18 protein-coding genes are annotated in these 22,623 nt (G+C 68.9%); 6 read left to right on the plus strand and 12 right to left on the minus strand.

Annotation, left to right across the window (positions count from 1 at the left end):
- Nucleotides 1-132: 132 nt before the first annotated feature.
- From AB0O71_RS00005 to AB0O71_RS00015, 3 genes are all read right to left on the minus strand, one after another.
- The gene (locus tag AB0O71_RS00005; protein ID WP_363740453.1) at nucleotides 133-1,434 is read right to left on the minus strand and encodes an NAD(P)/FAD-dependent oxidoreductase; all 1,302 of its coding nucleotides are present in this window, start codon (nucleotides 1,432-1,434) and stop codon (nucleotides 133-135) included.
- A 226-nt stretch (nucleotides 1,435-1,660) separates the two neighbouring features.
- Entirely contained in the window at nucleotides 1,661-2,470 is an 810-nt protein-coding gene (locus AB0O71_RS00010; protein ID WP_363740455.1) for a purine-nucleoside phosphorylase, read from the minus strand.
- 44 nt (nucleotides 2,471-2,514) lie between these two features.
- Nucleotides 2,515-5,331, minus strand: coding sequence for a beta-eliminating lyase-related protein (locus AB0O71_RS00015; RefSeq protein ID WP_363740457.1), 2,817 nt, complete (start codon nucleotides 5,329-5,331; stop codon nucleotides 2,515-2,517).
- 223 nt (nucleotides 5,332-5,554) lie between these two features.
- Between AB0O71_RS00015 and AB0O71_RS00020 the strand changes: the two genes are divergently transcribed.
- The 3 genes from AB0O71_RS00020 to AB0O71_RS00030 are packed head-to-tail and all read left to right on the plus strand — an operon-like array spanning nucleotide 5,555 to nucleotide 7,926.
- Nucleotides 5,555-6,040: an SIP domain-containing protein gene (locus AB0O71_RS00020; RefSeq protein ID WP_363740459.1), complete on the plus strand. Its 486-nt coding sequence runs from the start codon at nucleotides 5,555-5,557 to the stop codon at nucleotides 6,038-6,040.
- 49 nt (nucleotides 6,041-6,089) lie between these two features.
- Nucleotides 6,090-7,529: an NAD(P)H-quinone dehydrogenase gene (locus AB0O71_RS00025; RefSeq protein ID WP_363740461.1), complete on the plus strand. Its 1,440-nt coding sequence runs from the start codon at nucleotides 6,090-6,092 to the stop codon at nucleotides 7,527-7,529.
- Nucleotides 7,530-7,542: 13 nt separating this feature from the next.
- Nucleotides 7,543-7,926, plus strand: a complete 384-nt coding sequence (locus AB0O71_RS00030; protein WP_363740463.1) for a cupredoxin domain-containing protein — start codon at nucleotides 7,543-7,545, stop codon at nucleotides 7,924-7,926.
- A gap of 16 nt (nucleotides 7,927-7,942) precedes the next feature.
- Here the strand turns inward: AB0O71_RS00030 and AB0O71_RS00035 are convergent, their stop codons facing one another.
- The 6 genes from AB0O71_RS00035 to AB0O71_RS00060 form a co-directional block, all read right to left on the minus strand.
- Nucleotides 7,943-9,436: an amidase gene (locus AB0O71_RS00035; RefSeq protein WP_363740465.1), complete on the minus strand. Its 1,494-nt coding sequence runs from the start codon at nucleotides 9,434-9,436 to the stop codon at nucleotides 7,943-7,945.
- Nucleotides 9,437-9,453: 17 nt separating this feature from the next.
- Entirely contained in the window at nucleotides 9,454-10,740 is a 1,287-nt protein-coding gene (locus AB0O71_RS00040) for a M20 family metallo-hydrolase (RefSeq protein WP_363740467.1), read from the minus strand.
- On the minus strand, nucleotides 10,737-12,167 hold the full coding sequence (locus tag AB0O71_RS00045; protein ID WP_363740470.1) for an MFS transporter: 1,431 nt from the start codon (nucleotides 12,165-12,167) through the stop codon (nucleotides 10,737-10,739). Before AB0O71_RS00045 ends, AB0O71_RS00040 begins: the two co-directional genes overlap by 4 nt.
- Before the next feature lie 95 nt (nucleotides 12,168-12,262).
- Nucleotides 12,263-13,219, minus strand: coding sequence for a LysR family transcriptional regulator (locus AB0O71_RS00050; protein WP_363740472.1), 957 nt, complete (start codon nucleotides 13,217-13,219; stop codon nucleotides 12,263-12,265).
- Nucleotides 13,220-13,280: 61 nt separating this feature from the next.
- Complete coding sequence (locus tag AB0O71_RS00055) at nucleotides 13,281-14,627, minus strand: TRAM domain-containing protein (RefSeq protein ID WP_363740474.1); 1,347 nt, start codon at nucleotides 14,625-14,627, stop codon at nucleotides 13,281-13,283.
- A gap of 71 nt (nucleotides 14,628-14,698) precedes the next feature.
- Complete coding sequence (locus AB0O71_RS00060; protein WP_363740476.1) at nucleotides 14,699-14,971, minus strand: GlsB/YeaQ/YmgE family stress response membrane protein; 273 nt, start codon at nucleotides 14,969-14,971, stop codon at nucleotides 14,699-14,701.
- A 259-nt stretch (nucleotides 14,972-15,230) separates the two neighbouring features.
- On the opposite strand from AB0O71_RS00060, the gene AB0O71_RS00065 reads away from it, so the two are divergent.
- Nucleotides 15,231-15,878 (plus strand): nucleoside triphosphate pyrophosphatase, encoded by a 648-nt coding sequence (locus tag AB0O71_RS00065; RefSeq protein WP_363740479.1) that lies wholly within the window; start codon nucleotides 15,231-15,233, stop codon nucleotides 15,876-15,878.
- A 14-nt stretch (nucleotides 15,879-15,892) separates the two neighbouring features.
- Here the strand turns inward: AB0O71_RS00065 and AB0O71_RS00070 are convergent, their stop codons facing one another.
- Nucleotides 15,893-17,587, minus strand: coding sequence for a PucR family transcriptional regulator (locus AB0O71_RS00070; RefSeq protein WP_363740481.1), 1,695 nt, complete (start codon nucleotides 17,585-17,587; stop codon nucleotides 15,893-15,895).
- Nucleotides 17,588-17,767: 180 nt separating this feature from the next.
- Here AB0O71_RS00070 and AB0O71_RS00075 point away from each other — a divergent pair, with 180 nt between their 5' ends.
- Nucleotides 17,768-19,252 (plus strand): CoA-acylating methylmalonate-semialdehyde dehydrogenase, encoded by a 1,485-nt coding sequence (locus AB0O71_RS00075; protein ID WP_363740483.1) that lies wholly within the window; start codon nucleotides 17,768-17,770, stop codon nucleotides 19,250-19,252.
- 12 nt (nucleotides 19,253-19,264) lie between these two features.
- Complete coding sequence (locus tag AB0O71_RS00080) at nucleotides 19,265-20,653, plus strand: aspartate aminotransferase family protein (RefSeq protein WP_363740485.1); 1,389 nt, start codon at nucleotides 19,265-19,267, stop codon at nucleotides 20,651-20,653.
- Nucleotides 20,654-20,731: 78 nt separating this feature from the next.
- Here AB0O71_RS00080 and AB0O71_RS00085 read toward each other — a convergent pair whose 3' ends face one another.
- On the minus strand, nucleotides 20,732-21,124 hold the full coding sequence (locus tag AB0O71_RS00085) for a RidA family protein (protein WP_363740487.1): 393 nt from the start codon (nucleotides 21,122-21,124) through the stop codon (nucleotides 20,732-20,734).
- Between the two features lie 21 nt (nucleotides 21,125-21,145).
- Complete coding sequence (locus tag AB0O71_RS00090) at nucleotides 21,146-22,609, minus strand: FAD-linked oxidase C-terminal domain-containing protein (RefSeq protein ID WP_363740489.1); 1,464 nt, start codon at nucleotides 22,607-22,609, stop codon at nucleotides 21,146-21,148.
- Nucleotides 22,610-22,623: the final 14 nt, after the last annotated feature.

Consider the following 22,623-nt stretch of genomic DNA (forward strand, 5'->3'; position numbering starts at 1 on the left):
GCCGGGGCGAGGGTGACCGCTCGCGGTATGGATCTCACCGCCGCGTTCTCGGAGCGTGCCCGAGGCAAGGTCGGAGCACGAAGAGTGACCCCGCTGCGGTTTTTGGGCGGGGAAGAGGGGCTGCGGGCTGGCCTAGGCGAGATCCACGGCGATGCGGCGCGACTCTCGCAAGCCGCTCTCGATCGCGCCGTCGATGAAGCCGCCCCACAGGTTCGCGTTGTCGGTCGTCGCGAAATGCACCGGTCCGTGCGGCAGCTGCAGCGCGGAGAGATACTGCGTGAGTTGCCCGGGGCGGTGCGTCATCCACGTGTTCTGCGAGAGCGGATCGGCCATCCAGTCATGCCCGGTCGCGCCGGTCACCTCGAGGCCTGGCCGCAAGACGTCGACGGCGGCCTGCACGGCGGCGACGTCGTCGAGGTCGAGGCGCGTGTGATCCGGGCCGAATCCCACGAGCAGCGTGTAGTCGCCGTCTGCGTCGGCGCCGTAGTACTCGGCTTTGAGCACCGAGAGCGGGTCGTGCTGACTCGCGTACGCGAAGAACCGCGTGACGTGGCCGCGCGCCCTGATCCACGCCTTCGTGCCCTGCGAAGCGACGCGCTCTGCCGAGAGCCGCTGCCACGCATCGGGCAGCGGCGGGTGGAAATCGATCGTCGAGATGGCATTCGCCGGAAGGGTGGAGACGATGCGACGAGCGCGGATCCGCGAGCCGTCGATCAGCTCGACGCTCGCCCCGTCGGCATCGCTCTCCACCGCGGCAACGGTGGCGCAGAACCGGATCTCGCCGCGCACGTCTGCGGCGATGGCGGCGGTGAATGCGCTCATCCCGCCGACGACGCGGTAGGTCGCCGACGCCTCGTGCATGAGCTGCCAGTGCCCGCCCGTGGCTGCGACCCAGCGCAGAGCGCTCGACAGGCCCACCCGATCGAGCGGGGCGTTGACGTGCCCGACCCACACCGATTCGTTCGCCGCCCGCGCCTCCGGCGTGAGGTCGAGGGAGTCGATGCGATCCTGCACCGTGAGGCTGTCGAGCTGCGTGATGCTGCCCGTGGTCGGATCGACGCCGCGCGGGATCGCCTCTCGCGCATCGTCGATGATGCCCTGCTGGCCGTCGTCGATGAGTGCCATGAACTCAGCGATGGAGCCTGTTCGGGAGACGCCGTCGGCGCCGAGCCAGAACGCCTCGTCGGCGCTGGGGCTGCGCTCGATGTCGCGGCCGTAGCGGGTCATCTCTGCCCACGTGTGCGGCTGCACCCAGTGCACCCAGGTGCCGCCGAGCTCGAGATCGTGCCCGAAGCGGTGGTCGGTCCAGGTGCGCCCGCCGACGCGGTCGCGGGCCTCGAGCACCACCACGCTGAGCCCGGCGGCGCCCAGCTCTCGTGCGGCGACCAGTCCCGCGAACCCCGCTCCGATGACGACAACGTCGACCGACTCCATGCGCTCCTCCTCGAGTGCTCGTTGCCCCGATCCTAGCGGCGCTCGAGCCGCCGGGGCCTCATGCTGAAATGAGTGGCGCCGCACCTGGTCCCGCCGAGCCGGGTCACGTTCGGAGGGTGTCGGAAGCGTGGTCGGCGTCGACACACTCCACAAGTGACCCCGCTGAAATGAGTGGCGGCGCGCTGAGAGATGTGGCGGCGCGCTGAGCCGCGCAGCGGGCGGCGCGCTACAGCTCCGCGACGACGCGCTTCAGCAGATCGGCGAGGCGCGGCTCGGCGGCCTTGCCCTCGGCGAGTACCTCGGCGTGGCTCAGGGGATCCCCCATGCCTGCCGCCGGGTTCGTGATCAGCGAGAACCCGAGCACCTGCATGCCTGCCTCACGCGCGGCGATCGCCTCGAGCGCGGTCGACATGCCGACGATCTGACCGCCGATCGTGCGCAGGTAGTGGATCTCGGCCGGCGTCTCGTAGTGCGGCCCTGGCAGCTGCACGTACACCCCCTGCTGCAGACCCGGCTCGACGGACCGGGCGATGTCTCGCAAGCGCGACGCGTAGAGGTCGGTGAGGTCGACGAAGTTCGCGCCCTCGATGGGGGAGACGGCGGTGAGGTTGAGGTGGTCGCTGATGAGGACGGGCTCGCCCGCGCGGAACGCGGGATCGACGCCGCCGGCGCCGTTGGTCAGGATCATGATCTCGGCCCCCGCCGCGGCCGCGGTGCGGACGCCGTGCACGACGGTGCGGACGCCGCGCCCCTCGTAGTAGTGGGTGCGCGCACCGATGATCAGGGCGTGCTTGCCGCTCGCGAGCCGGACGGACCGGAGCGTGCCCGAGTGGCCGGGCACGCCGGAGACGTGAAAGCCGGGCACCTCCTCTGCGGGCACGACCGCGACGGTCTCCCCGATCACATCGGCGGCTTTGCCCCACCCGCTGCCGAGGGTCAGGGCGACGTCGTGCCGTTCCACGCCGGTCAACCGGGCGATGGCGGAGGCGGCTTCAGCGGCCAGGGCGGCGGGGGTGTCGGACGTTGCGGCGCTCATGCGCTCCAGCTTAGAGCGCCCGAGCACTCGGCCGCCGACGTCGTTCACGCTTCCGGGCGGAGGACGCGGTACCCACGGCGCGCGTCGTACCCGTGAATCTCGCGGGTGTCGAGCACCGCCATGAAGTCGAGCACCTCGGCCGAGATAACCTGGCCGGGAACGAGTACCGGGAACCCGGGCGGGTACGGCGTGACGAATCCGGCTGAGACGGGCTGCTCGCCTCGCCCGACCCGCTCGGCGAGCTCGGCGGGGGAGACGTGCTCGACGGCGCCGCGCTGCTGCCCCCGGAAGAACGCTGCGCGCATGTCGCCGTCGGGCAGCACCCCGTCGGTGGCGTAGCGCTGCGAGAACGCGCTGAAATCGGGCAGCGGCGGCATGGCGACCTCATCGGGAACGAGGAGCTCGGGATCCTGCTGGGCCCGCGCCTCTTCGAAGCGTTCCGCGAGCTTCACGAGCACCTCGATCAGGTACGCGATCGCGCTGCGAGACGTGCCGATGTTCGTCATGAACAGCACCGTGTTGCGGCTCGTCTTATTGACCTGAATGCCGTAGCGATCCATGAGGTACTCGTGCTTGAAGGTGTCGCCGTCGACGCCGGTGCGACTGATCTCGATGGTGATGCGCGAGGGATCGACCACGAACTCGTCGGTCGCCCACGCCTGCCACATCGATGAGAGCCCATCGCGCAGCGGCATCGGTCGCCCCGCCTCGCGGTTCGCACCGGGAACGAGATCGTGCGCAGTGAGCACCCGGAATGTGCGGCGCAGCAGCGGGTGCCGGGCGATCGCCTGCGACAGGCTGGTCGCGAGGTCGAGCTGGCGCTGCACGAGCTCGAATCCCTCGAGCTCGACCTGACGGCGGCCGATGTCGAGCGAGGCGAGGATCTGATAGTTCGGCGAGGTCGACGTATGCGTCATGTAGGCCTCGTGGAACGCCTCCTCTGCGTCGCGCACCCAATCCTGGTCGTAGACGTGAATCATGGATCCCTGCCGCAGCGCGGTCAGGGTCTTGTGCGTCGACTGCGTCGCGTACACGCGGATACGCGCGTCGGGCGCCGGGATCAGGCGCTCCGCGAGCCAGACATCATCGGCGGCGGGGGAGCCGGGAGTCTCGCCGCCTGCGGGGAACAGCCGCGCTTGCTGCGCGCGATAGGCGGCGGCATGGGCCGTCGTGCCGAGCTGCTGCTCGAGTCGCTTCGCGGCTGCCATCGCGGTGCGGCGCCTCGTCACGGGGTGGAACGCGGCGAATGCGAACCACGCCTCGTCCCAGAGGAACACGAGGTCGGGTTTGATCGCGAGGCACTCCGCCATCACCCGCTCCGGGTCGTAGACGATGCCGTCGAAGGTGCAGTTGGTGAGGGTGATCATGCGCACCTCGTCGAGCCTGCCCTGGGCTCGGTAGTCGAGCAGGAGCTGCTTGATGCGGTCGATGGGCACGGCGCCGTAGAAGGCGAAATCGTTCAGCGGGTACGCCTCGAGATAGGCGGGGCGCGCGCCAGTCAGCATCACGGCATGGTGGTGCGACTTGTGGCAGTTGCGGTCCACGAGCACGACGTCGTTCGGCGCCATGAGGGCCTGGTGCACGATCTTGTTCGCGGTCGAGGTGCCGTTCGTCACGAAGAAGGTGTGCTTCGCCCCGTACGCGCGGGCGGCGAGGTCCTGCGCCTTCTTGATCGCGCCGGTCGGGGCGAGCAGCGAGTCCAGTCCGCCCGACGTTGCCGACGTCTCGGCGAGCAGCAGGTTCAGGCCGTAGAAGTCCGCGAGGTCGCGGATCCACTTCGATCCGACGACCGAGCCGCCGCGGGCGACGGGCAAAGCGTGAAAGACGCCGACGGGGCGCCGCGCGTGGTCTTGAATCGCCGAGAAGAACGGGGTGTCGTAGAGGTGGGAGACGCGCCGCAGCAGCGTCAGATGGAGTTCGAGCTGATCCTCCCGCCGAAACACACGGCGGAAGCGCCGGGTGAGCGCGCCGGCGAGATCCTCGATGTGCGCTCCAGCGATCAGGTAGAGGTCGAGTTCGGGGCGGATCGCGGCGAGCGTATCGGCGAGACCCAGCACGCGCTGCACCGAGGCGAGCGAGCTCCGCGCCGGCGCGGCGCCGGGCACGACCTCGGCGCGGGCGAGTCGGATCGCCTCCTGCAGATCTCGGCTCAGTTTCTGCCGGGTGTGCTCGCTGAACCCGGGGCGCACGACGCAGGCGAGGATGTTCGGGTTGGTGAGCACGGCCGCGACGGCGTCGTCGGCAGAGGGTACGACGACGTAGTCGTAGACAAAGTCGTCGGCCGGGCCGCGCAGGCGCAGCAATTCAGCACGCAGGCCGTCGCGATCCTGAGCGGTCGTCTCGTCGACGATGAGCACCTCGAAGCGAGTTCGCGGGTCAGTATCGACGGTGAACTCGGCGCGCTCCTGCTCGTCGAGGAACTCGTCGCGAGGCTCATCAGGAACGGTGTCGTGCCGCAGCCGGTTCACGACTCGGCCGATGCGGTCGAGCGCGGTGCGGTAGTCTCCGGCTTCGAGCAGTTCGCCGATCGCGGTGACGTAGCGCTGGCCGAAACCCGCCCAGTAGAGCTCGATGGTTTCGAGCGCCCGCAGGTTGCGGTGCACCTCACCGTCTGCGGCGAGTGCGTCGGCGGTGGCCGCGTCCGAGTCGGTCGCGAGTCGCTTCACGGCGAAGCGCAGATACTCCCACGCGTCGCTGCGTAACCGCCACGATGACGCCGGCATTCCGGGATCGCGCTCGAGCGCTGCGGGCGCGTAGGCGGTGCGCGAGCGGAGGGTGGGAAGGGGAAGGCCGCCCCCGATCGCATCCCTGCCCGTAACGCTGTCCAGCGCGGTCGATGCGAAGGAGTCGATCCTCGTCATGTGTGGCGGTCCTTCCAACTTCATCGTGTGGTGGCGACACCGGCGCACGCGAGGGATCGAGATCTCTCACCTGCGCAGTCTGGTCTGGCTCGATCCTAAACGAATGGCCATACGCCCTCGGTTACGTGACCCGTCGTGACGCGCGTGGAAGGAGAGAGTTGCATGGGCGTCGAATTCGCTGTGAGATCTTCCGATCAAGGTTAGGACGCCCTAAGATGAGATTGTGAACTTCTCCGAACCATTCGATTTTCCCGAGGCTGTCTCGGTCGTCGATCCCGAGGGCATCGATTGTGTGCTTGCGGCGGGCGACGCTTCAGACCTGCCGCAGCTCGGCGAATGGCTGCGCGAGCTTCCCGATACATCGTACGGGCGGGTGTTCATCGAGGTGTTCTCCGAGATCCAGATCGAGACGCTGCCGGCACCGCCCAACGTGGGCGTGACATGGTTGTGCCGCGAGGCGCGCGAGCAGAGCCCGCGCCCGGGGCTCGGCCGCCGACGCGGCGAGGCACTTGCCGGCGCGGTGGATGCGTGGTTCGACGAGTGGCTGTGGGCCGATGGAGAGGCCGTGCGCAACATCCAGCTGTGGATGGGTGCCCGCACGAGTTCGGTGATGCAGACGTACTGGATGGGGCTCGACCGTCGGCTCGAGAAGCGCTGGCCGGGGTACTGCGAGCGCGAGTGCCGCACGGAATGCCAGCGCGGCGAGTAACCCCGAACGTTCGGCGGTCGCGTGCCGCGCGGCTGCGTAGACTTGCACTATGGCGAAAGCGAATGAACGTAAGCATCGGATCGCGATAGTCGGCGGCGGCCCAGGGGGCTACGAGGCGGCGCTCGCGGGAGCTCAGCTCGGCGCAGAAGTCATCTTGATCGAACGCGCAGGCGTGGGCGGAGCGGCGGTGCTCACCGACGTGGTTCCCTCGAAGAGTCTCATCGCGACGGCGAGCGCAGCGCAGAGCGTGCGCGACTCCGGAAAACTCGGCGTACAGGCATTCGTGCCTGGCGGCGACGGCAAGCCCGTTCGCCCCGAAATTGCCGTCAATCTCGCCGCGGTCAACAAGCGCCTGCTGGCAATGGCGGGCGCTCAGTCGGTCGACATGCTGCGGTCGCTCGAAGATGCGGGCGTGCGCGTGGTGCAGGGCGAGGGCCGCCTCGACGGCCCCAACGCTGTGGTGATCTCGACGGCCGCGGGCGGGGGTGGCACCGATTTCGACCGGATCGAGGCGGACACCATCGTCGTCTCAGTCGGCTCGAGCCCGCGCGAGCTCGACTCGGCCAAGCCCGACGGCGAGCGCATCCTGACCTGGAAGCAGCTCTACGATCTGCCGAGCGTGCCAGATCACCTCGTCGTCGTCGGCTCGGGCGTGACCGGAGCGGAGTTCGCGAACGCCTACCGCACCCTCGGTTCGGAGGTGACGCTCGTCTCGAGCCGCGATCAGGTGCTTCCCGGCGAGGACCGTGACGCCGCGGGCGTGATCGAGCGCGAGTTCACCCGGCTGGGCATGCAGGTGATGTCGAAGTCGCGCGCGACCTCCGTCACCCGCACCGAGAACGGCGTGCTCGTCGAACTCGAAGACGGGCGCACCATCGAGGCGACGCACTGCCTCATGGCGGTCGGCTCGATCCCGAACACTGCGGGTCTCGGCCTCGCCGAGGCGGGCGTCTCGTTGACCGACAGCGGCCACATCCGCGTGAACAAGGTCGCGCGCACGAACGTGCCCTCGATCTACGCGGCGGGCGACTGCACCGACTTCTTCCCGCTCGCGTCGGTCGCGTCGATGCAGGGTCGCACGGCGATCATGCACGCGCTGGGCGACTTCGTGCGCCCGATCGATCTGCGCAACGTGGCGGCGAACGTCTTCACCTATCCCGAGATCGCGACGGTCGGGTGGAACGAGAACTCGCTCGCCGAGGCCTCCGACGTCGCGAAGGCCATCTCCCACACCATTCCACTGAGCGTCAACCCGCGCGCGAAGATGATCGGATTCACCGACGGCTTCGTGAAGCTGTTCGCATGGAAGGCCTCCGGTACCGTGATCGGCGGCGTCGTCGTCGCTCATCGCGCCAGTGAGCTGATCTTCCCGCTCGCGCTCGCCGTCGAGCACCGGCTCACCGTCGACCAGGTGGCCTCGGCCTTCGCCGTCTACCCGTCGATGACCGGTGCGATCACTGATGCGGCCCGCGCGCTGCATCAGCACTGAGCGCGGCGGCGCGATGACGAGGGGTATTTCGCGGCGACGTCTGCTGACCGGTGCCGTCGGGATCTTCGGTGCGACTGCCGCGGTGCTGCTCGCCGGCTGCGCGCCGGGCGCGCCGGAGCCGGTGCCCTCGGACGACGACGTGCAGGCCGTGGTGACGGTGACCGTGACTGACAACCGCTATGAGCCGGCCGAGGTCGAGATCGCTCCGGGTCAGGCGGTGCAGTGGGAGTTCGTCGGGCCGAACGAGCACGACGTCGTCGCCGAGGATCGCAGTTTCGTGAGCGAACTCCTCGTCGAGGGCAGCTACACGCATCAGTTCTCGGAGGAGGGCGAGTACGCCTACCTCTGCTCGATCCACCCCGAGATGCAGGGCATCGTCCGGGTCGTCGCGCCGTAGGAGCGGGAGCCGGGCGTCACCCGATCGCCCGCGGGTAGGGCGGCATCGTGACGAGATCTGCGATCGCCGAGCCGGCACGGAACACCGACGCCTCCGCGAACGGGTGGCCGACGACCTGCACCCCGATGGGCACGCCGACAGATGAGACGCCCGCGGGTACCGAGAGCACGGGCACCCGGTTGGCGATGTTGAAGGGGCTCGTGAGGTGCGCCTCCCAGTAATGCTCCAGGTGCCGTGTCGAGCCGTCGGCGTCGAGAGCATCGATCCCGTCGAGGTAGTCGCCGTCGACGTCGAGCATCTCCACGGCCTGCGTCGGTGTCAGCAGCACGTCGATGCCCTGCATGGCAGTGGCGAGCTCCGACTGCACGGCCGCGTCGAGTGCGAGCGAATCGGGGAGGCTCACTCCGGCGGCGGCCCGCTCGGCGTCGGAGATGAAGCGGCGTGTGTACGCGGCGAGTTGCGACTCGGTGCCCGCGGTGAGTTGCGACATCGCCGGCCCGAGGATGTGGCCGAAGTGGGCGAACGCCGTGCGGCGCAAGCGCTCCGTCGTCCAGGGGAGCGCGACCTCGACGATCTCGGCACCCGCGGCTTCGAGTGCCCGGGCTACGCGCAGCGTCTGCGCCCGTACCGAGGGAGCGACCGGATAGTCGCCCAGTGTCAGCGAGAGCCCCACGCGCAGGCCGCCGGCGCCGTCGGCGCCCCGGAGCGCTGCGGTGAGCTCGCCATCGCCCTGACGCCCCCAGGATCCGTGGTCGGCGATGTGACGCCCGCTCATCACTTCAGCGAGCAGCGCCGTGTCTGCGACCGTGCGGGCCATGGGCCCGTCGCCGCGGTACCAATCGGCGGAGAGCGGTGGGACTCCCGGAATGCGGCCGTACGGGGCCTTGTACCCGACGGTGCCCGTGAACCCTGCCGGGATACGGGTGCTGCCCGCGATGTCGGAGGCCGTGGCGAGCACCGCCATGCCGGCGGCGAGCGCCGCTCCGGCTCCACCCGACGAACCGCCGGGTGTGGCATCGAGATTCCACGGATTGCGCGTCACGCCCCACATGGGAGAGTGCGTCGTGGTCGCGCACGAGAACTCGGGCGAGGTCGTGCGACCGTGGATCACGGCTCCAGCGGCGAGGATCCGCTCAACCACGGGGTGGTGCGCCTCGGCGACGGCGCCGCGGCACGCTTCGAGGCCCTGCACGAGGGAGCGACCCGCGATCCCGTGCTTCTCCTTCGTCGCGACGGGAACCCCGAGGAGCGGAGGAAGCGCATCGCCCGGCGCCGCGGCCGCGTACGCCCCGTCAGCCGCTCGCGCCGCCTTCCGCGCGGAGTCGGCGAGCACCTCGGTGAAGGCGTTGACGCCGCCGTGCGTCGCGTCGCCGTTCACCTCGTCGATGCGGGCGAGCGTCGCCTCGAGCAGTTCGCTCGGCGTGAGGTCGCCGCTGATGAAGCGTCGCCTCGCGGTGTGCGCGTCGATGTATGCGAGATCGAGATCTCGGCCGAGAGCGGTCGGTGTCATGGTCGTGCTCCGTCCACTCACGCGTTCGCAGGCGCGGAGGCCGGGGCCGCGACGAGCTCCGCCTGCAGCGCTCCGTGCACCAGTCGCCAGCCGACCTCGGCCAGCATCGCGACGCCGTCGATCATGTCTTCGTCGCGCGTGTACTCGCGTTCGCAGTGGCTGACGCCGTCGACCGACGGGATGAAGAGCATCACCGTCGGTGCGATGCGGTTCATCGCGACCGAGTCGTGCCCGGCCATGGTGCGAATGCGGCGCGAGCCGAGCCCGAGGTCGGTCGCAGCGGCCTCGGCGAGCGCGAGACCCGACTCGGGATAGTGCTGGTTGTCGCGCACGTCGAAATCCCGGGCGGTGATGGTGAGCCCATAGGCCTCCGCGATCTCTGCGATGTCGCCGAGCAGCTGATCCCGAGCGGCACGAACGACGGCGGGGTCGTCGGCCCGGAGATCGGCGACGAGTCGCACGCGGCGCGCCACCACGATGGGGGAGTTGGGCTCCAGGGTCAGTTGGCCGACCGACGAGACCAGGGTCTCGGGTTCGAAGAGCGCCGTCACCTCGTGCACTTTGGCGATCACCTTCGCAGCGCCCAGGAGCGCGTCGTGGCGATCCGCCATCGCGGTGGCGCCGGTGTGCGACTGCTCGCCGAGCACCTCAACGTCGAGCTTCTGGGTATACCAGCTGCGATCGACAGCACCGATGGGCAGGCCATCGCGCTCGAGGATGCGGCCCTGCTCGATGTGGATCTCGGCGTACGACGCGATTACCGGTCGCTCGTCGGTGCCGAGGTAGCCGATGCCGTCGAGCGCCTCGCGCACCGACGTACCGCTCAGATCCCGCACCTCGAGCATCTCGTCCTCGCTCTTGATGCCCGCGAAGACCGAGCTGCCCATGATCGAGGGCGGAAACCGACCGCCCTCCTCGTTGAACCAGTTGACGACGGCCACGTTGTAGGCGGGGGCTTCGGAAAATTCGGCCGACGACTCCGCAGCGCGCTCGGCGATGCGCTCTGCCGCGTGGAGCCCCGCAATGACGCCATATGCGCCGTCGAAACGGCCTCCGAGCGGCTGCGAGTCGAGATGCGAGCCGAGCAGCACGTAGGGTGCTCCGGGCACGAGCTCGACGAGCGCGAACTGATTTCCGATGCCATCGACGCGAGTCTCCCAGCCGCGGCGCTCGGCGAAGGCGCGGAACCACTCGCGGGTCTCGCGGTCGGCTGCGGTTGCGGCCTGGCGGTCCACCCCGTTCGCCGGTGTCGCGCCGATCCGGGAGACGGCGTGAAAATCTTCGAGGAACGCGGTGTCGGTCATCGGGCAACTCCTGTCGCGGGCTTCCGCTTCAGCGGGTGGGTTTCGGGGATACGGGTGAGCACGAGCACGAGGAACACGATGGCGGCGGCCGCCGCCATGTAAATGCCCGGGCTCGCGCCGAAGCCGGTGGTCTCGACGAGCCACGTTCCAATGAACGGTGCGGTGCCGCCGAAGATGGCGTACCCGACGTTGTAGCTCACCGCCGCCGAGGTGAAGCGCGTGCGGGTCGTGAAGATCTCGACGAAGAACGTGTAGCAGCCGCCGCCGTAGACGCACACGGCGCCGACGAAGAGGAACTGGCCGAGAATGGCGAGCGGCAGCGATCCCGACGTGACGAGCATGAACGCCGGCACGGCGGTCACCGCGATGATGGCAGCGCCGGCGATCAGCATCGGTTTGCGCCCGACGCGGTCGCCGATGATGCCCCCGACCGGCAGCAGCAGCGCATAGAGCAGCATCGCCGCGGCGTTGGCGAGCAGCGAGCTCTCGCGCGACAGGTCGCCGGCGGTCTGCACGTACGAGACGAAGTAGCCGGAGAGGAAGTAGAACCCCATCGCGGTGAGTCCCATGACCATGATGACCTGCAGCATCTTCAGCCAGTTCTCGCGGAAGGCGTCGCGAATGGGCGTCGGGCGCTCCGCGCTCTGCTGCTGCTCGGCCTGCACCTCCTTGAACGCCTCAGATTCATCGGTGCGCGAGCGGATCCAGAGTCCGAATGCGGCGAGCGGCAGGGCGAGCAGGAACGGCACGCGCCAGCCCCACCCCTCGAACGCCTCAGCGGGAAGACTCTGCGAGAGGGTCAGGATCAAGGCGCCGCCGATGACCGACGGCAGCGCCGTGGCCGCAAGCGTGATGTTCAGCCACAGGCCGCGCCGATGCTTCGGAGCATGCTCGAAGACGAACGCCGGTGCGCCGACCGACTCTCCGCCGGCCGAAAAGCCCTGCAGCAGGCGGCAGAGCACCAGCAGGATCGGCGCGGCCACCCCGATCTGCGCATAGGTCGGCAGCAGGCCGATACCAGCCGTGGCGATGCCGATCGTGAGCAGCGTGATGTACAGCACGGGGCGGCGCCCGTACCGGTCTCCGATGGCGCCGAAGAACAGTCCGCCCAGCGGGCGGATGAAGAACGCGACACCGAACGCCGCGAACGTCGAGAGCAGCCCGACGGCGGGGTTGTCGCTCGGGAAGAAGAGGGTCGCGAGCGTCAGCGCCGATAAGCCGTAGAGGCTGAAATCGTAGAACTCGATGAATTGGCCGACGCTGCCGGCGAGCAGCACGCGGAGGCGCTTCTTGTCGAGCTGCTTTCGCTCGGCGACGGGGAGTGGACCGGTCGGCAGGTTGACGGGGTCCGTGGGCGGGAGTGCGGTGGCGTGCTCGGCCACCCGCTCGGTGGTGAGGGGTCGGGCAGGGTCGGAATTCGGCGTCATTGCGTCCTCCATGGATGTCCCGGTCGGGGTCGGGTCGAAGTGGATCAGCGGCGGTGACCGGGCTCCCCCATCCTCGAAGAGGAGCGAAGCCGCGTCTAATGGGAACTTCCGTTATCGCCGATCGAAGGAATCGATGGCTGTGCGCTGCCCTGATAGATCTCGCGGCAGGTTTCCACGAAGGCCTGGGCCTTGCGCGTCGCCGAAATGTCGCGGCGCTGCACCAGGGAGACCTCGGTGGGCGGAAACTCGTCGGAGAGCCTGAGCGGGATCACGCGTTTACCCGAGTAGGTGAGGCCCTGATCGAGCCACTGGTTCAGAATCGAGTAGCCGTGCCCGCGGGCGACGTAGGAGCGCACGGTCTCGTACCCGAGCGAGACGTGCCTGATGTGCGGTTCGAGGCCGAGCTGCCGGAAGAGGCGCAGGTAGTAGTCGCCGGTGTGGGGCAGGTCGAGGAGGATGAACGGTTCTTCAGCGAACTCCCTAAGACTGACGACCGATCGGCCCGCGAGTGCCTGAGCTCGGGCTTCGGGCACGATGACGTGCGGCGGCACACGGTCGATCACGGTGCGCTCGAAGCGATGGTCGACGCCGAGCTCGTACATGAGTGCCACCTCGCACCGGCCGTCGTGCAGCGCGTCTTGCAGGCTGCCCTGGTCGCCCTCGAAAAAGGTGAGCTGCACGTCGGGGTACGCGGCCTCGAACCGGTCGAGAATCTCGGGGGCGCGAAACGGCGCGAGCGGGGCGTAGATGCCGACGGTGAGTTCACCTGAGAGCGCCTCGCTCGCCGATCTCACCGAAGACGCGAGCAGGTCGGCCTCCTCGAGCAGGGCCGGACCGCGAGCGAGCAGTGCGCGCCCTGCTGGCGTTAGCTGGAGGCCCCGCCCGCGATCCCGGGTGAAGAGTTCTACGGCGAGTTCCCGCTCGAGCTGCGAGATCGCGCTCGACAGCGTCGATTGGGTGACGTTGAGCTCGGCAGCGGCCCCCGTCATGTTCTCCAGCCGCGCGACCGCGCTGAAATAGGAGAGTTGAACCAGTGTGAACGCCGTCGTCATGCTCCCATGATCGCAGCGAACGGTTTCAGCGCGGTTGCGAGGATTCGATGTCGCCAGCCGGTTATGCCCGCTTGAAGACTGCCAGCGACTCGAAGTGATGCGTGTGCGGGAAGATATCGAACGCGCGGAGACCGGTCAGCTCGTAGCCCGCCGCGCGCAGCGTCTTCGTATCGCGAGCGAGCGAGACGGGGTCGCACGCGACATAGACGATGTTCTGCGGCGAGAGCTCGATGAGCTGTGCGGTCACGCCGTTGCCAGCGCCGGAGCGCGGCGGGTCGAGCACAACGGTGCCGCGCCGCAGGCGATCTCGCACCGGGGCGGAGGCCTTCAGCAGGTCGGCGAGGTGCCGATCGACCCGGGCGGTGTGCGCGAGCGCTCCCACGAGGGCTGACAGATTTTCCGCGGCGTCTTCGGTCGCGGCGGCATCCGACTCGACCGTTGCGATCTTCACACCGGTGCCCGCTGCCTCGGCGACGGCTGCGGCGAGCAGCCCGGCTCCGCCGTACAGGTCGAGGTTGCCGGCGCCCGGCTCGAACCGACCGTCGGCGATGAGATCGGAGACGGCGTCGCGCACGGCGGTGAAGAGCACGGCGGGGGCAGCCCGGTGGACCTGCCAGAAACCGCCGGCGCGCACCAGGAACCCGCGATCCTCAACCCATTCGTGGATCGGATCGCTGGCACCCGAGCGCTGCTTCTCACCGGCAAGCGTCAGGAGCATTCGGGGATCATCGCCCGAGGGATCCACGAGATCGACCGTGTCAACGCCGGGCATCAGGTCTGCAAGCGGGGCGATCTGATTGACGCCGAGCGTGGCGAGCGGCAGAGATTCGACGGGGATCACGCGCCTGCTGCGCGCCGCGTACGGGCCGACGGCGCCGGTCTCGGGGTCCACGTGGAGTCGCACGCGCGTGCGGTAGCCGAGACCCGTGTCGGCCTCTGGTTCGTCTGTGTCTTCGTCGATGAAGGCTGGCGGGGGCTCGACGATCTCGGCGAGGGCGCTCGCGAGATCGTCATCGCCTTCGGCTGCGAACTCGACACCGCCGAAGCGTTGCATCGCATCAGCGAGCACTTCGGCCTTCAGCGATCGCTGGCGGTCGAGCGAGATATGTCCGAACTCCGCGCCTCCGGCTCGATCCTCAGGCGCACGAGCGATGGAGGCTTCTGCCCAGATGTGCTCGCGGCGATCCGCCGAGGCGTCGAGCACCTCGACGGCCGTCGCGCGAGCGAACGACTTCTTCTTCGCATCCGTCACGACGGCCCGGACGCGTTCGCCCGGGATGGCGTCAGCCACGAAGACGACGCGACCCTCATGACGCGCGACACCGACACCGCCGTGAGCGATGCCGGTGACGACGAGGTCGACCTCTGCGCCGGGTTCGAGCGGGGCTGAGCTGTGCAATGCAGTCATGCCTTCATTCTCCCATTGCGCGAGGCCGACCTCGTGCCGCGGCGCGTGCGCGCCGCCATACTGCGGCGGAATTACGCCGCGCGGTTGCCCTTGCGACCGGTGATGAGGCCCCAGATCAGCAGAACGACAATCGATCCGCCAATCGCGACCAACCAGGTCTCGATCGAGAAGAACTCACCGAGGTCGGCCCCGAAAAGCAGGCCTCCCAGCCAGCCTCCGATGAGAGCGCCGATGACGCCCAAGATGAGGGTGGCGATCCAGCCGCCGCCCTGGCGACCCGGCAGGATGGCCTTCGCAATAGCCCCTGCGATCAGCCCGAGCAGCAAAAATCCGAGGAAACCCATGAGAACTCCTTCCGTTCACGGGGAGGCACGGTGCATCCCCATGACCACAAGGTACGACGGGATGCCCGACCTCTGACAGGGGGTTGTCGAGGCGGAACGTACTGGTGTAGCGCGCGCCCGTGTAGCAGTCTGCGCCCCCGCTCTCGCGCACTGCTCCGGGCCGCTCCCGATCGGTCATTCCGTTTACTCGCAGTTTAGGCAGCGGATCTGAGTGTGTGCAGTGCATATGGGACTTTTCGGGCCGCCTAAACTGCTGACCATGCGTCTCTACCTCGCGTCCACGTCTCCCGCCCGGCTCTCCGTATTGCGCGGGGCGGGTATCGAACCCGTGTGCTTCTCTCCCGAGGTTGACGAGGAGGCAGAGGTCGCCGCTCGTGAAGAACGGCTTGACAGGGCGTTGACGGCACCGGAGCTCACCGAGTACCTGGGCCGGCTCAAGGCTGAGGACGTGGTGCGCCGACACGGGCCCGACGGGTCGGGAGAAATCGACGGACTGGTGCTCGGCGGCGACTCCATGTTTCTACTCGACGGCGAGATTCTCGGGAAGCCGCATCGCCCCGAGGTCGCCCTCGAACGCTCGAAGCAGCACCGCGGCCGCACCGGCGTGCTGCACTCGGGGCACTGGCTCATCGACTGCACCGCGGGCGAGACGCGCGCTGCAGTTGGTGCGGTCGACACGGCCACCGTCACGCTCGCGAGCGACCTGACCGACGCCGAGCTCGAAGCGTACGTCGCGACGGGCGAGCCGCTCGAGCTCGCGGGAGGCTTCGCCATCGACGGCCTCGCCGGGGCGTTCATCGAACGCATCGAGGGTTCGCCGAGCTGCGTGATCGGGCTTTCCCTGCCGGCGCTGCGCCGCCTCGTCATCCAACTCGGGCACGAATATCCCCGCCTGTGGCGTGACTGAGGCGGGCGCAGCCGTCAGTCGCTGCGCGCCAGCAGCGCGACCGTGAGCGTCGCAATCGTCGTTCCGTCGGCGAGATCGACGCCGAGCAGTTCTTCGATGAGCGCGAGCCGCTGATAGAATACCGAACGCGAGAGTCGCGCGCGCTGAGCTGCGAGCGAGCGGTTCGTGGGGTGCGCGAGATACGCCCGCAGCACCAGCAGCAGGTCGCCGCTGTGCCCGGGCCCCGTGCCCGCATCGTGCGCGATGAGGGGGCCGAGCGCGTCTGCGGCGAACTCCTGCACCTCGGGCGTGGCCGACAGGCCGCGCACCAGGTACGCGAGCGCCTGCCGTTCGGCCTGCTGCACGGTGACCCGGCCGGTCGCCGCTGTCGGTCTCAGACGCCCGGCGGCCCGCACGCGTTCAAGCGACGTGATGAGCGAGCGAATGCCTCGGCCGGGCGCGCCGAGACCGAGGTGCGCGCGCCACCCCGTGGGCGTCGGGGAAGGGATGAGCATGTCGAGTTCGCGCGCCAGGCGAACCGCGAGCGGCGGGGCGGATCCCGAATCGGCGACAGCCGAGATGCGGGGGTCGTCGGCGGGAAACGAGAGGAGCGCGAGCAGCGGAGTGCGATCGTGGTCGCCGTCGGAGGCGCGGGAACCAGCCGTGGGCGCCGCAGAGTCGGTCGGGTCGGGGACGAGGATCACGCGGCCCTCCGGGGCGACCGCGCGCCGCAGCGCCGTCTCGAGTACGGCGCGTTCGAGCGAGGAGTGACCTCCGAAATCTTCGGTGCCGCGCAGGGTTGCGCCGAGCAGCACTCGCCCGTCGATCGGGAGGCCGGCAGCCGCGAGCTGCGTCGCGAGTTCGGTGTCACTGCGGTAGCGACCGTTGAGGAGAGCGTCGAAGAGGCGCTTGGAGCTCAACCGCAACCACTGCTCCCCGTCGGGGTCGGCGAGCTTGCCGAGCGCGAGCGCGAACGCTCCGAGTTCGAGCACGGTGCGTCGACCGGCTGCGTGCGGCGGCCCGGGGAGCGCGGAGAGGCGGCCCCACCGCTTCCCCTGCGCCTCGACGGCGACGGAATCGGCTCCCGTGGGCAGCGCGCCCGGGTGCGTCGCGGCCCACGGGGCGAGCGCCGCCTGGGGGAGCAGCTCGCCCCCGGCCCAGGCGACCACGCGGCCAGCGGAATCCTCGAGCACGACCGGAGCGTCGAGGGTCTCGGCGAGACGCTCGACGACGTAATCGACCGGGCTGCGATTCAGGCCGAGCTCCGTGAGCATCGTGTGCACATCCGCGCGCGCCGCGAGCGCTTCGGTCTGCGCCGCGAGCACGCGCTGATGCACGCGCTGCGTGATCTGCACGAATCGCACTTCTCGGTGCAGCACGATCAGCGGGATGCCGTGGCGCTCGCACGCGCTCGCGAGCGCGGCCGGCGCGGCATCGAAGTGGGCTCCGAGTTCGAGAATGGCAGCTGCCGGGTCGGCGGCGACCACCGACTGGGCGAGGGCTGCGAGCGCGAGGTGATCCGTCGGCCACCCAGCGCCGGTGGTGAGGATCAGCTCGCCGCCTTCGAGCAGCGGGAGCGCCCCGGCGCCCGCCACCACGTGGGCCCACCGGATCGATCGATCGAGACCGGATCGCCCGGCGACGAGCTCGGGTGAACCGGCGCGAAGCTCGGGAAGGGCGAGCGCGTCGGCCACAGTGACGGGGGGCGCGTCGGTACGGGTTTCGCTCATGTCATACAAAGTGTACGGGAGACATGCGAGAACTGGATGGATTGCGGTCGTTTCGGCGGATGACGCCTGTCACACTGGGTTGCGGCGGGTCTTATGAACCCGAACAGATTGCCCGATACTGCGGCAATCGCCCACCAAACTGCACGCACACCTGCATCTCAGAGGAAAGAAGGCGAACACATGGCACGCATTCCCCACGTCATCGGCGGCGAAAAGGTTGACACCGCAGAGAGCACCCAGCCGGTGTACAACCCGGCCACGGGCGAAGCCCAGCACGAGCTGAGCATCGCATCCGTCGAGACCGTCGAACAGGCCATCGCCGCGGCGCAGGCCGCGCTGCCGAAGTGGCGCAAGACGAGCCTCACGAAGCGCGCGGACGTGTTCTTCAACCTGCGCCAGCTGCTCAAGCAGCGCACGCCGGAGCTGGCAGCCATCGTCACCAGCGAGCACGGCAAGGTGCTCTCGGATGCCGCAGGCGAGATCGCGCGTGGTCTCGAGAACGTCGAGTTCGCGTCGGGGCTGCTCCACCTGCTGAAGGGCGAGCGCGACGAGCAGGTCTCGACCGGCGTCGACGTGCACTCCATCAAGCAGCCGGTGGGCGTGGTCGCGGCGATCACCCCCTTCAACTTCCCGGTCATGGTGCCGCTCTGGATGATCGCGAGCGCGATCGCCTGCGGCAACACCGTCGTGCTGAAGCCGTCCGAGCGCGACCCCTCCGCCTCGGTCTTCATCGCGGATCTCTTCCGCGAGGCCGGTCTGCCCGACGGCGTGCTCAACGTGGTGCACGGCGACAAGGTCGCCGTCGACACGCTGCTCGACAGCTCGGACGTCAAGGCGATCTCGTTCGTCGGCTCCACGCCCATCGCCAAGTACATCTACGAGCGCGCGGCCGCCAACGGCAAGCGCGTGCAGGCACTCGGCGGCGCGAAGAACCACATGCTCGTCATGCCCGACGCCGACATCAATGTGACCGCTGACGCCGCGATCTCTGCCGCCTACGGCTCCGCCGGCGAGCGCTGCATGGCCGTCTCCGTCGTCGTCGCGGTCGGCGACGTGGCGGATCGCCTCATCCCCGAGCTCACCAGCCGTATCGCGAACCTCAAGATCGGCAACGGCACGGATCCCGCATCTGAAATGGGACCGCTCATCACCCGCGAGGCCAAGGAGCGCGTCGAAGGGTACGTCGCAGGCGCCGAGGCAGAGGGTGCCACAGTCGTCGTCGACGGTCGCGAAGCGCAGTTCGAGGGCGAGGGCTTCTTCACCGGCGTCTCGCTGATCGATCACGTCAAGACCGACAGCAAGGTCTACCTCGAGGAGATCTTCGGGCCGGTGCTCGCCGTGGTGCGCGTCGACAGCTACGAGGAGGGCCTCGAGCTCATCAACTCGCACCAGTTCGGCAACGGCACCGCGATCTTCACCCGCGACGGCGGCGCTGCGCGTCAGTTCGAGTTCGAGGTCGAGGCCGGCATGGTCGGCATCAACGTGCCGATCCCCGTGCCGGTCGGTGCGTTCTCGTTCGGCGGCTGGAAGGACTCGCTCTTCGGCGACGCCCACATCTACGGCCCCGAGTCGATCAACTTCTACACCCGGTCGAAGGTCGTCACCACCCGTTGGCCGCACGCCGACCAGTCGAAGATCGACCTCGGCTTCCCGAGCAACCACTAAGGAGCTGACCGAATGAGCGACTACATCGACCTCAACGGCGCCGAGCAGAGCTTCGGCGACACCGAGGCGCAGCGCGAGGTGCGCGAGAACGACCGGCAGTACGTCTTCCACTCGTGGTCCGCGCAGGGCGCGATCAACCCGTTGCCGATCGCGAAGGGCGAGGGCGTTCGGTTCTGGGACTACGACGGCACCGAGTACCTCGACTTCTCATCCCAGCTCGTCAACCTGAACCTCGGCCACCAGCACCCCGGGCTCGTCAAGGCGATCCAGGAGCAGGCCGGGCGCCTCGCGACGATCCAGCCCGCCATGGCGAACGACGTGCGCGGCGAGCTCGCCAAGCGCATCGTCGAGCACTCCTTCGAGGGCGCACGCTCGGTGTTCTTCACCAACGGCGGCGCCGATGCGGTGGAGTACGCCGTGCGCATGGCGCGCCACCACACGGGTCGCCAGAAGGTGCTCGCCCGGTACCGGTCGTACCACGGGTCGACATCGACGGCGATCACGCTGACGGGCGAGCCGCGCCGCTGGGCGAACGGCACGCTCGACGCCGGCGTCGTCCACTTCCACGGGCCCTACCCCTACCGCTCGGTCTTCTACTCGGAGACGCCGGAGCAGGAGACGGAGCGGGCGCTCGCGCACCTGCGCGCCACGATCGAGCTCGAGGGGCCGGCGACCATCGCGGCGATCATTCTCGAGAGCGTGACGGGCACGAACGGCATCCTGATCCCGACTCCCGGCTACCTGGCCGGTGTGCGCGCCCTCTGCGACGAGTTCGGCATCCTGCTCATCGCCGACGAGGTCATGGCCGGATTCGGTCGCACGGGCCACTGGTTCGCCTTCCAGGCGTTCGATGTGCACCCCGACCTGGTGACCTTCGCGAAGGGCGTGAACTCGGGCTACGTGCCGCTGGGCGGCGTCGTCATCTCGGAGGCCGTGCACCAGACCTTCGATCAGAAGCCGTTCCCCGGCGGGCTCACCTACAGCGGACACCCGCTGGGCGCCGCTGCTGGCGTTGCGACCTTCGATATCTTCGAAGAGGAGGGCATTCTCGAGCGCGTGCGCGATCTCGGTGAGCGCATCGTCAAGCCCCGCCTGCGCGAGATCGCTGAGAAGCATCCGTCCGTCGGCGAAGTGCGCGGTACCGGGCTCTTCTGGGCGATCGAGCTGGTGAAGGATCCCGACACCCGCGAGCCGCTCATTCCCTTCAATGCGGCGGGCGAGGCTGCGGCTCCGTTCAACGCGGTGGTCGCCGCGTGCAAGCAGGCGGGTCTCTGGCCGTTCGCGGCGGGCAACCGTCTGCAGGTCGCGCCTCCGCTGATCATCTCGGAGGAAGACCTCGTGAAGGGTCTCGACATCATCGACGAGGCGCTGAACGTTGCCGACGGGTACGTCGGCAAGTAATTCACACCGCGCACGCGACAGCGCCCGCCGCCCCGACTGATCGAGGGTGGCGGGCGCTGCTGCGTGCGGGGCTTGGTCTCACTGATGCCGAACAGCCGCAATCGCGGTGACCTCGACGAGCATCTCGGGCCTCGCGAGTGCCGCGACGCCCACCAGGCAGCGCACGGGACGGGTACCCTCCGGCATCACCTCGCGGTAGACCGCGTTGAAGGCATCCTTGTTCGTCGGAATGTCGCACAGGTGGATGGTGAGGTGCGCGATGCGGTCGAGTCCCGATCCCGCGGCGGTGAGTTTTGCCTCGAGGCGCTCGAGTACGCGGCGGCTCTGGGATTCGATGTCCCCCGTGACGTCTCCGCTCGCGTCAACGGGAATCGCAGTGGTGAACGCGAGCTCGCCGACAATCGTCGTCTGCGCAGAGAGCGCGGCTCCGGTGTCTTCGGGAATTCGGGTGAGTGGTGCTGCAGTGGTCACGATGCTCCTAGCTGTTGGATGTCAGAACGCTTTCTCGGGGTTCATGAGCGACTGCGGATCGAGCGCGAGCTTGATGCTGCGGTGCATCTCCACGACGTCCGCGCCGAGGTCGAGGGCGGCGAACGGGCGTTTGAGTGCGCCGATGCCGTGCTCACCCGACGCAGTGCCGCCCAGTTCGAGCACGGCGTCGACGATCAGCGCCATCGCCGCGTGCAATCGTGCGAGTGCTTCGTCGCGATTCGCGGGGGCGGGGTCTGCGACGAGCAGCACGTGCAGGTTGCCGTCGCCGAGGTGGGCGGCGATCCTGCTGCCGGTTCGCTCGAACCCCGAGGCGATCGAGCGGATGCGGCCCACTGCCTCGGCGAGCCTCGACAGGGGCACCGAGACGTCTTGCGGCAGCGCGGGCACGGATCCTGACGCTTCGACGAGTGCTTCGGCCGTTTGGGGCGCGCCCGCAGACCGCACGGCCGACCCACCGCGGCGCACCGCGAGCACGGTTTCGAGGTCTTGAGGCGCCACGGTGTGCACGCGGGCTCCAGCGTCTTCGAGCAGCTCGAGCAGTGCCGTGTGCTCCGCATCGACCGCCGAGCCGTCGACCTCGATCATCAGCAGCGTCGGGTCGTCCCCCCACTCGGAGGGACGACCGATGAGCGGAACGATCGGCGCGGTGTCGCGGGCTGCGAGAGCGCCGGCGTCGAGCATCTCGCACATGCTGGGCGTGAGCGCGTCGAGCGTGTCAGACGCGAGAGCCACCGCGGCGTCCGCCGAGCCGAAGGCCGCCAGCGTGAGCCGCGCATCCGTCGGCGCGCGGCAGAACGTGATGCCGATGCCCACGATCACCCCCAGCGTGCCCTCGGAGCCGATGATGAGGTGCGTGAGGTCGAAGCCCGTCGCATCCTTGACGACCCGATGACCGAGCGTCACCAGTCGTCCATCCGCGAGCACGACGTCGAGCGTGCGGATCCATCGCTCCGTCACGCCGTATTTCACGCACCGCAGGCCACCCGCGTTGGTCGCGACCGTTCCCCCGATCGTGGCGCGCGCAATGCTTGCGGGATCGGGCGGATACAGCATGCCGTGCGGCGCGAGCATCTCGCCGATTTCCGCGATGGTGACGCCGGGGCCGAGGTGCGCGTAACGCCCCGAGATATCGAGTTCGCGCACGGAACGGATGCCGGAGACGTCGATCACCAGGGAAGGCACGACGGGGACCGCGCCGCCGACGAGGCCGGTTCTGCCGCCTCTCGGGACCACGGGAACGCCGTGCCTCGCGGCGAGGGACACCGCGGTCTGCACCTCGCCGGGCGAGTGCGCCTCGACGACCAGGCTTTCGGGCGCCGAAGACATCGGCGACTCGTCTCCCAGCTGCTCGATTCCCTCGACGATCCGTGCACGATCGGCGAGCGCGGGGGCGACTGCGGCAATCGCTTCGACCAAGCGCACGAGCATCGGCGAGGGCCGAGCTGTGATCGCTTTCGACTCCATGCGTCTCCTGTTCC

It is taken from the genome of Leucobacter sp. NPDC077196, from assembly GCF_040687075.1.
Taxonomy (GTDB): Bacteria; Actinomycetota; Actinomycetes; order Actinomycetales; family Microbacteriaceae; genus Leucobacter.

Excerpts from the sequence above, each read along its gene's own strand:
- AB0O71_RS00005 (WP_363740453.1), bottom strand. The coding sequence starts at position 1,434 with ATGGAGTCGGTCGACGTTGTCGTCATCGGAGCGGGGTTCGCGGGACTG.
- AB0O71_RS00010 (WP_363740455.1), bottom strand. The coding sequence starts at position 2,470 with ATGAGCGCCGCAACGTCCGACACCCCCGCCGCCCTGGCCGCTGAAGCC.
- AB0O71_RS00015 (WP_363740457.1), bottom strand. The coding sequence starts at position 5,331 with ATGACGAGGATCGACTCCTTCGCATCGACCGCGCTGGACAGCGTTACG.
- AB0O71_RS00025 (WP_363740461.1), top strand. The coding sequence starts at position 6,090 with ATGGCGAAAGCGAATGAACGTAAGCATCGGATCGCGATAGTCGGCGGC.
- AB0O71_RS00030 (WP_363740463.1), top strand. The coding sequence starts at position 7,543 with ATGACGAGGGGTATTTCGCGGCGACGTCTGCTGACCGGTGCCGTCGGG.
- AB0O71_RS00035 (WP_363740465.1), bottom strand. The coding sequence starts at position 9,436 with ATGACACCGACCGCTCTCGGCCGAGATCTCGATCTCGCATACATCGAC.
- AB0O71_RS00040 (WP_363740467.1), bottom strand. The coding sequence starts at position 10,740 with ATGACCGACACCGCGTTCCTCGAAGATTTTCACGCCGTCTCCCGGATC.
- AB0O71_RS00045 (WP_363740470.1), bottom strand. The coding sequence starts at position 12,167 with ATGACGCCGAATTCCGACCCTGCCCGACCCCTCACCACCGAGCGGGTG.
- AB0O71_RS00050 (WP_363740472.1), bottom strand. The coding sequence starts at position 13,219 with ATGACGACGGCGTTCACACTGGTTCAACTCTCCTATTTCAGCGCGGTC.
- AB0O71_RS00055 (WP_363740474.1), bottom strand. The coding sequence starts at position 14,627 with ATGACTGCATTGCACAGCTCAGCCCCGCTCGAACCCGGCGCAGAGGTC.
- AB0O71_RS00060 (WP_363740476.1), bottom strand. The coding sequence starts at position 14,971 with ATGGGTTTCCTCGGATTTTTGCTGCTCGGGCTGATCGCAGGGGCTATT.
- AB0O71_RS00065 (WP_363740479.1), top strand. The coding sequence starts at position 15,231 with ATGCGTCTCTACCTCGCGTCCACGTCTCCCGCCCGGCTCTCCGTATTG.
- AB0O71_RS00070 (WP_363740481.1), bottom strand. The coding sequence starts at position 17,587 with ATGAGCGAAACCCGTACCGACGCGCCCCCCGTCACTGTGGCCGACGCG.
- AB0O71_RS00075 (WP_363740483.1), top strand. The coding sequence starts at position 17,768 with ATGGCACGCATTCCCCACGTCATCGGCGGCGAAAAGGTTGACACCGCA.
- AB0O71_RS00080 (WP_363740485.1), top strand. The coding sequence starts at position 19,265 with ATGAGCGACTACATCGACCTCAACGGCGCCGAGCAGAGCTTCGGCGAC.
- AB0O71_RS00090 (WP_363740489.1), bottom strand. The coding sequence starts at position 22,609 with ATGGAGTCGAAAGCGATCACAGCTCGGCCCTCGCCGATGCTCGTGCGC.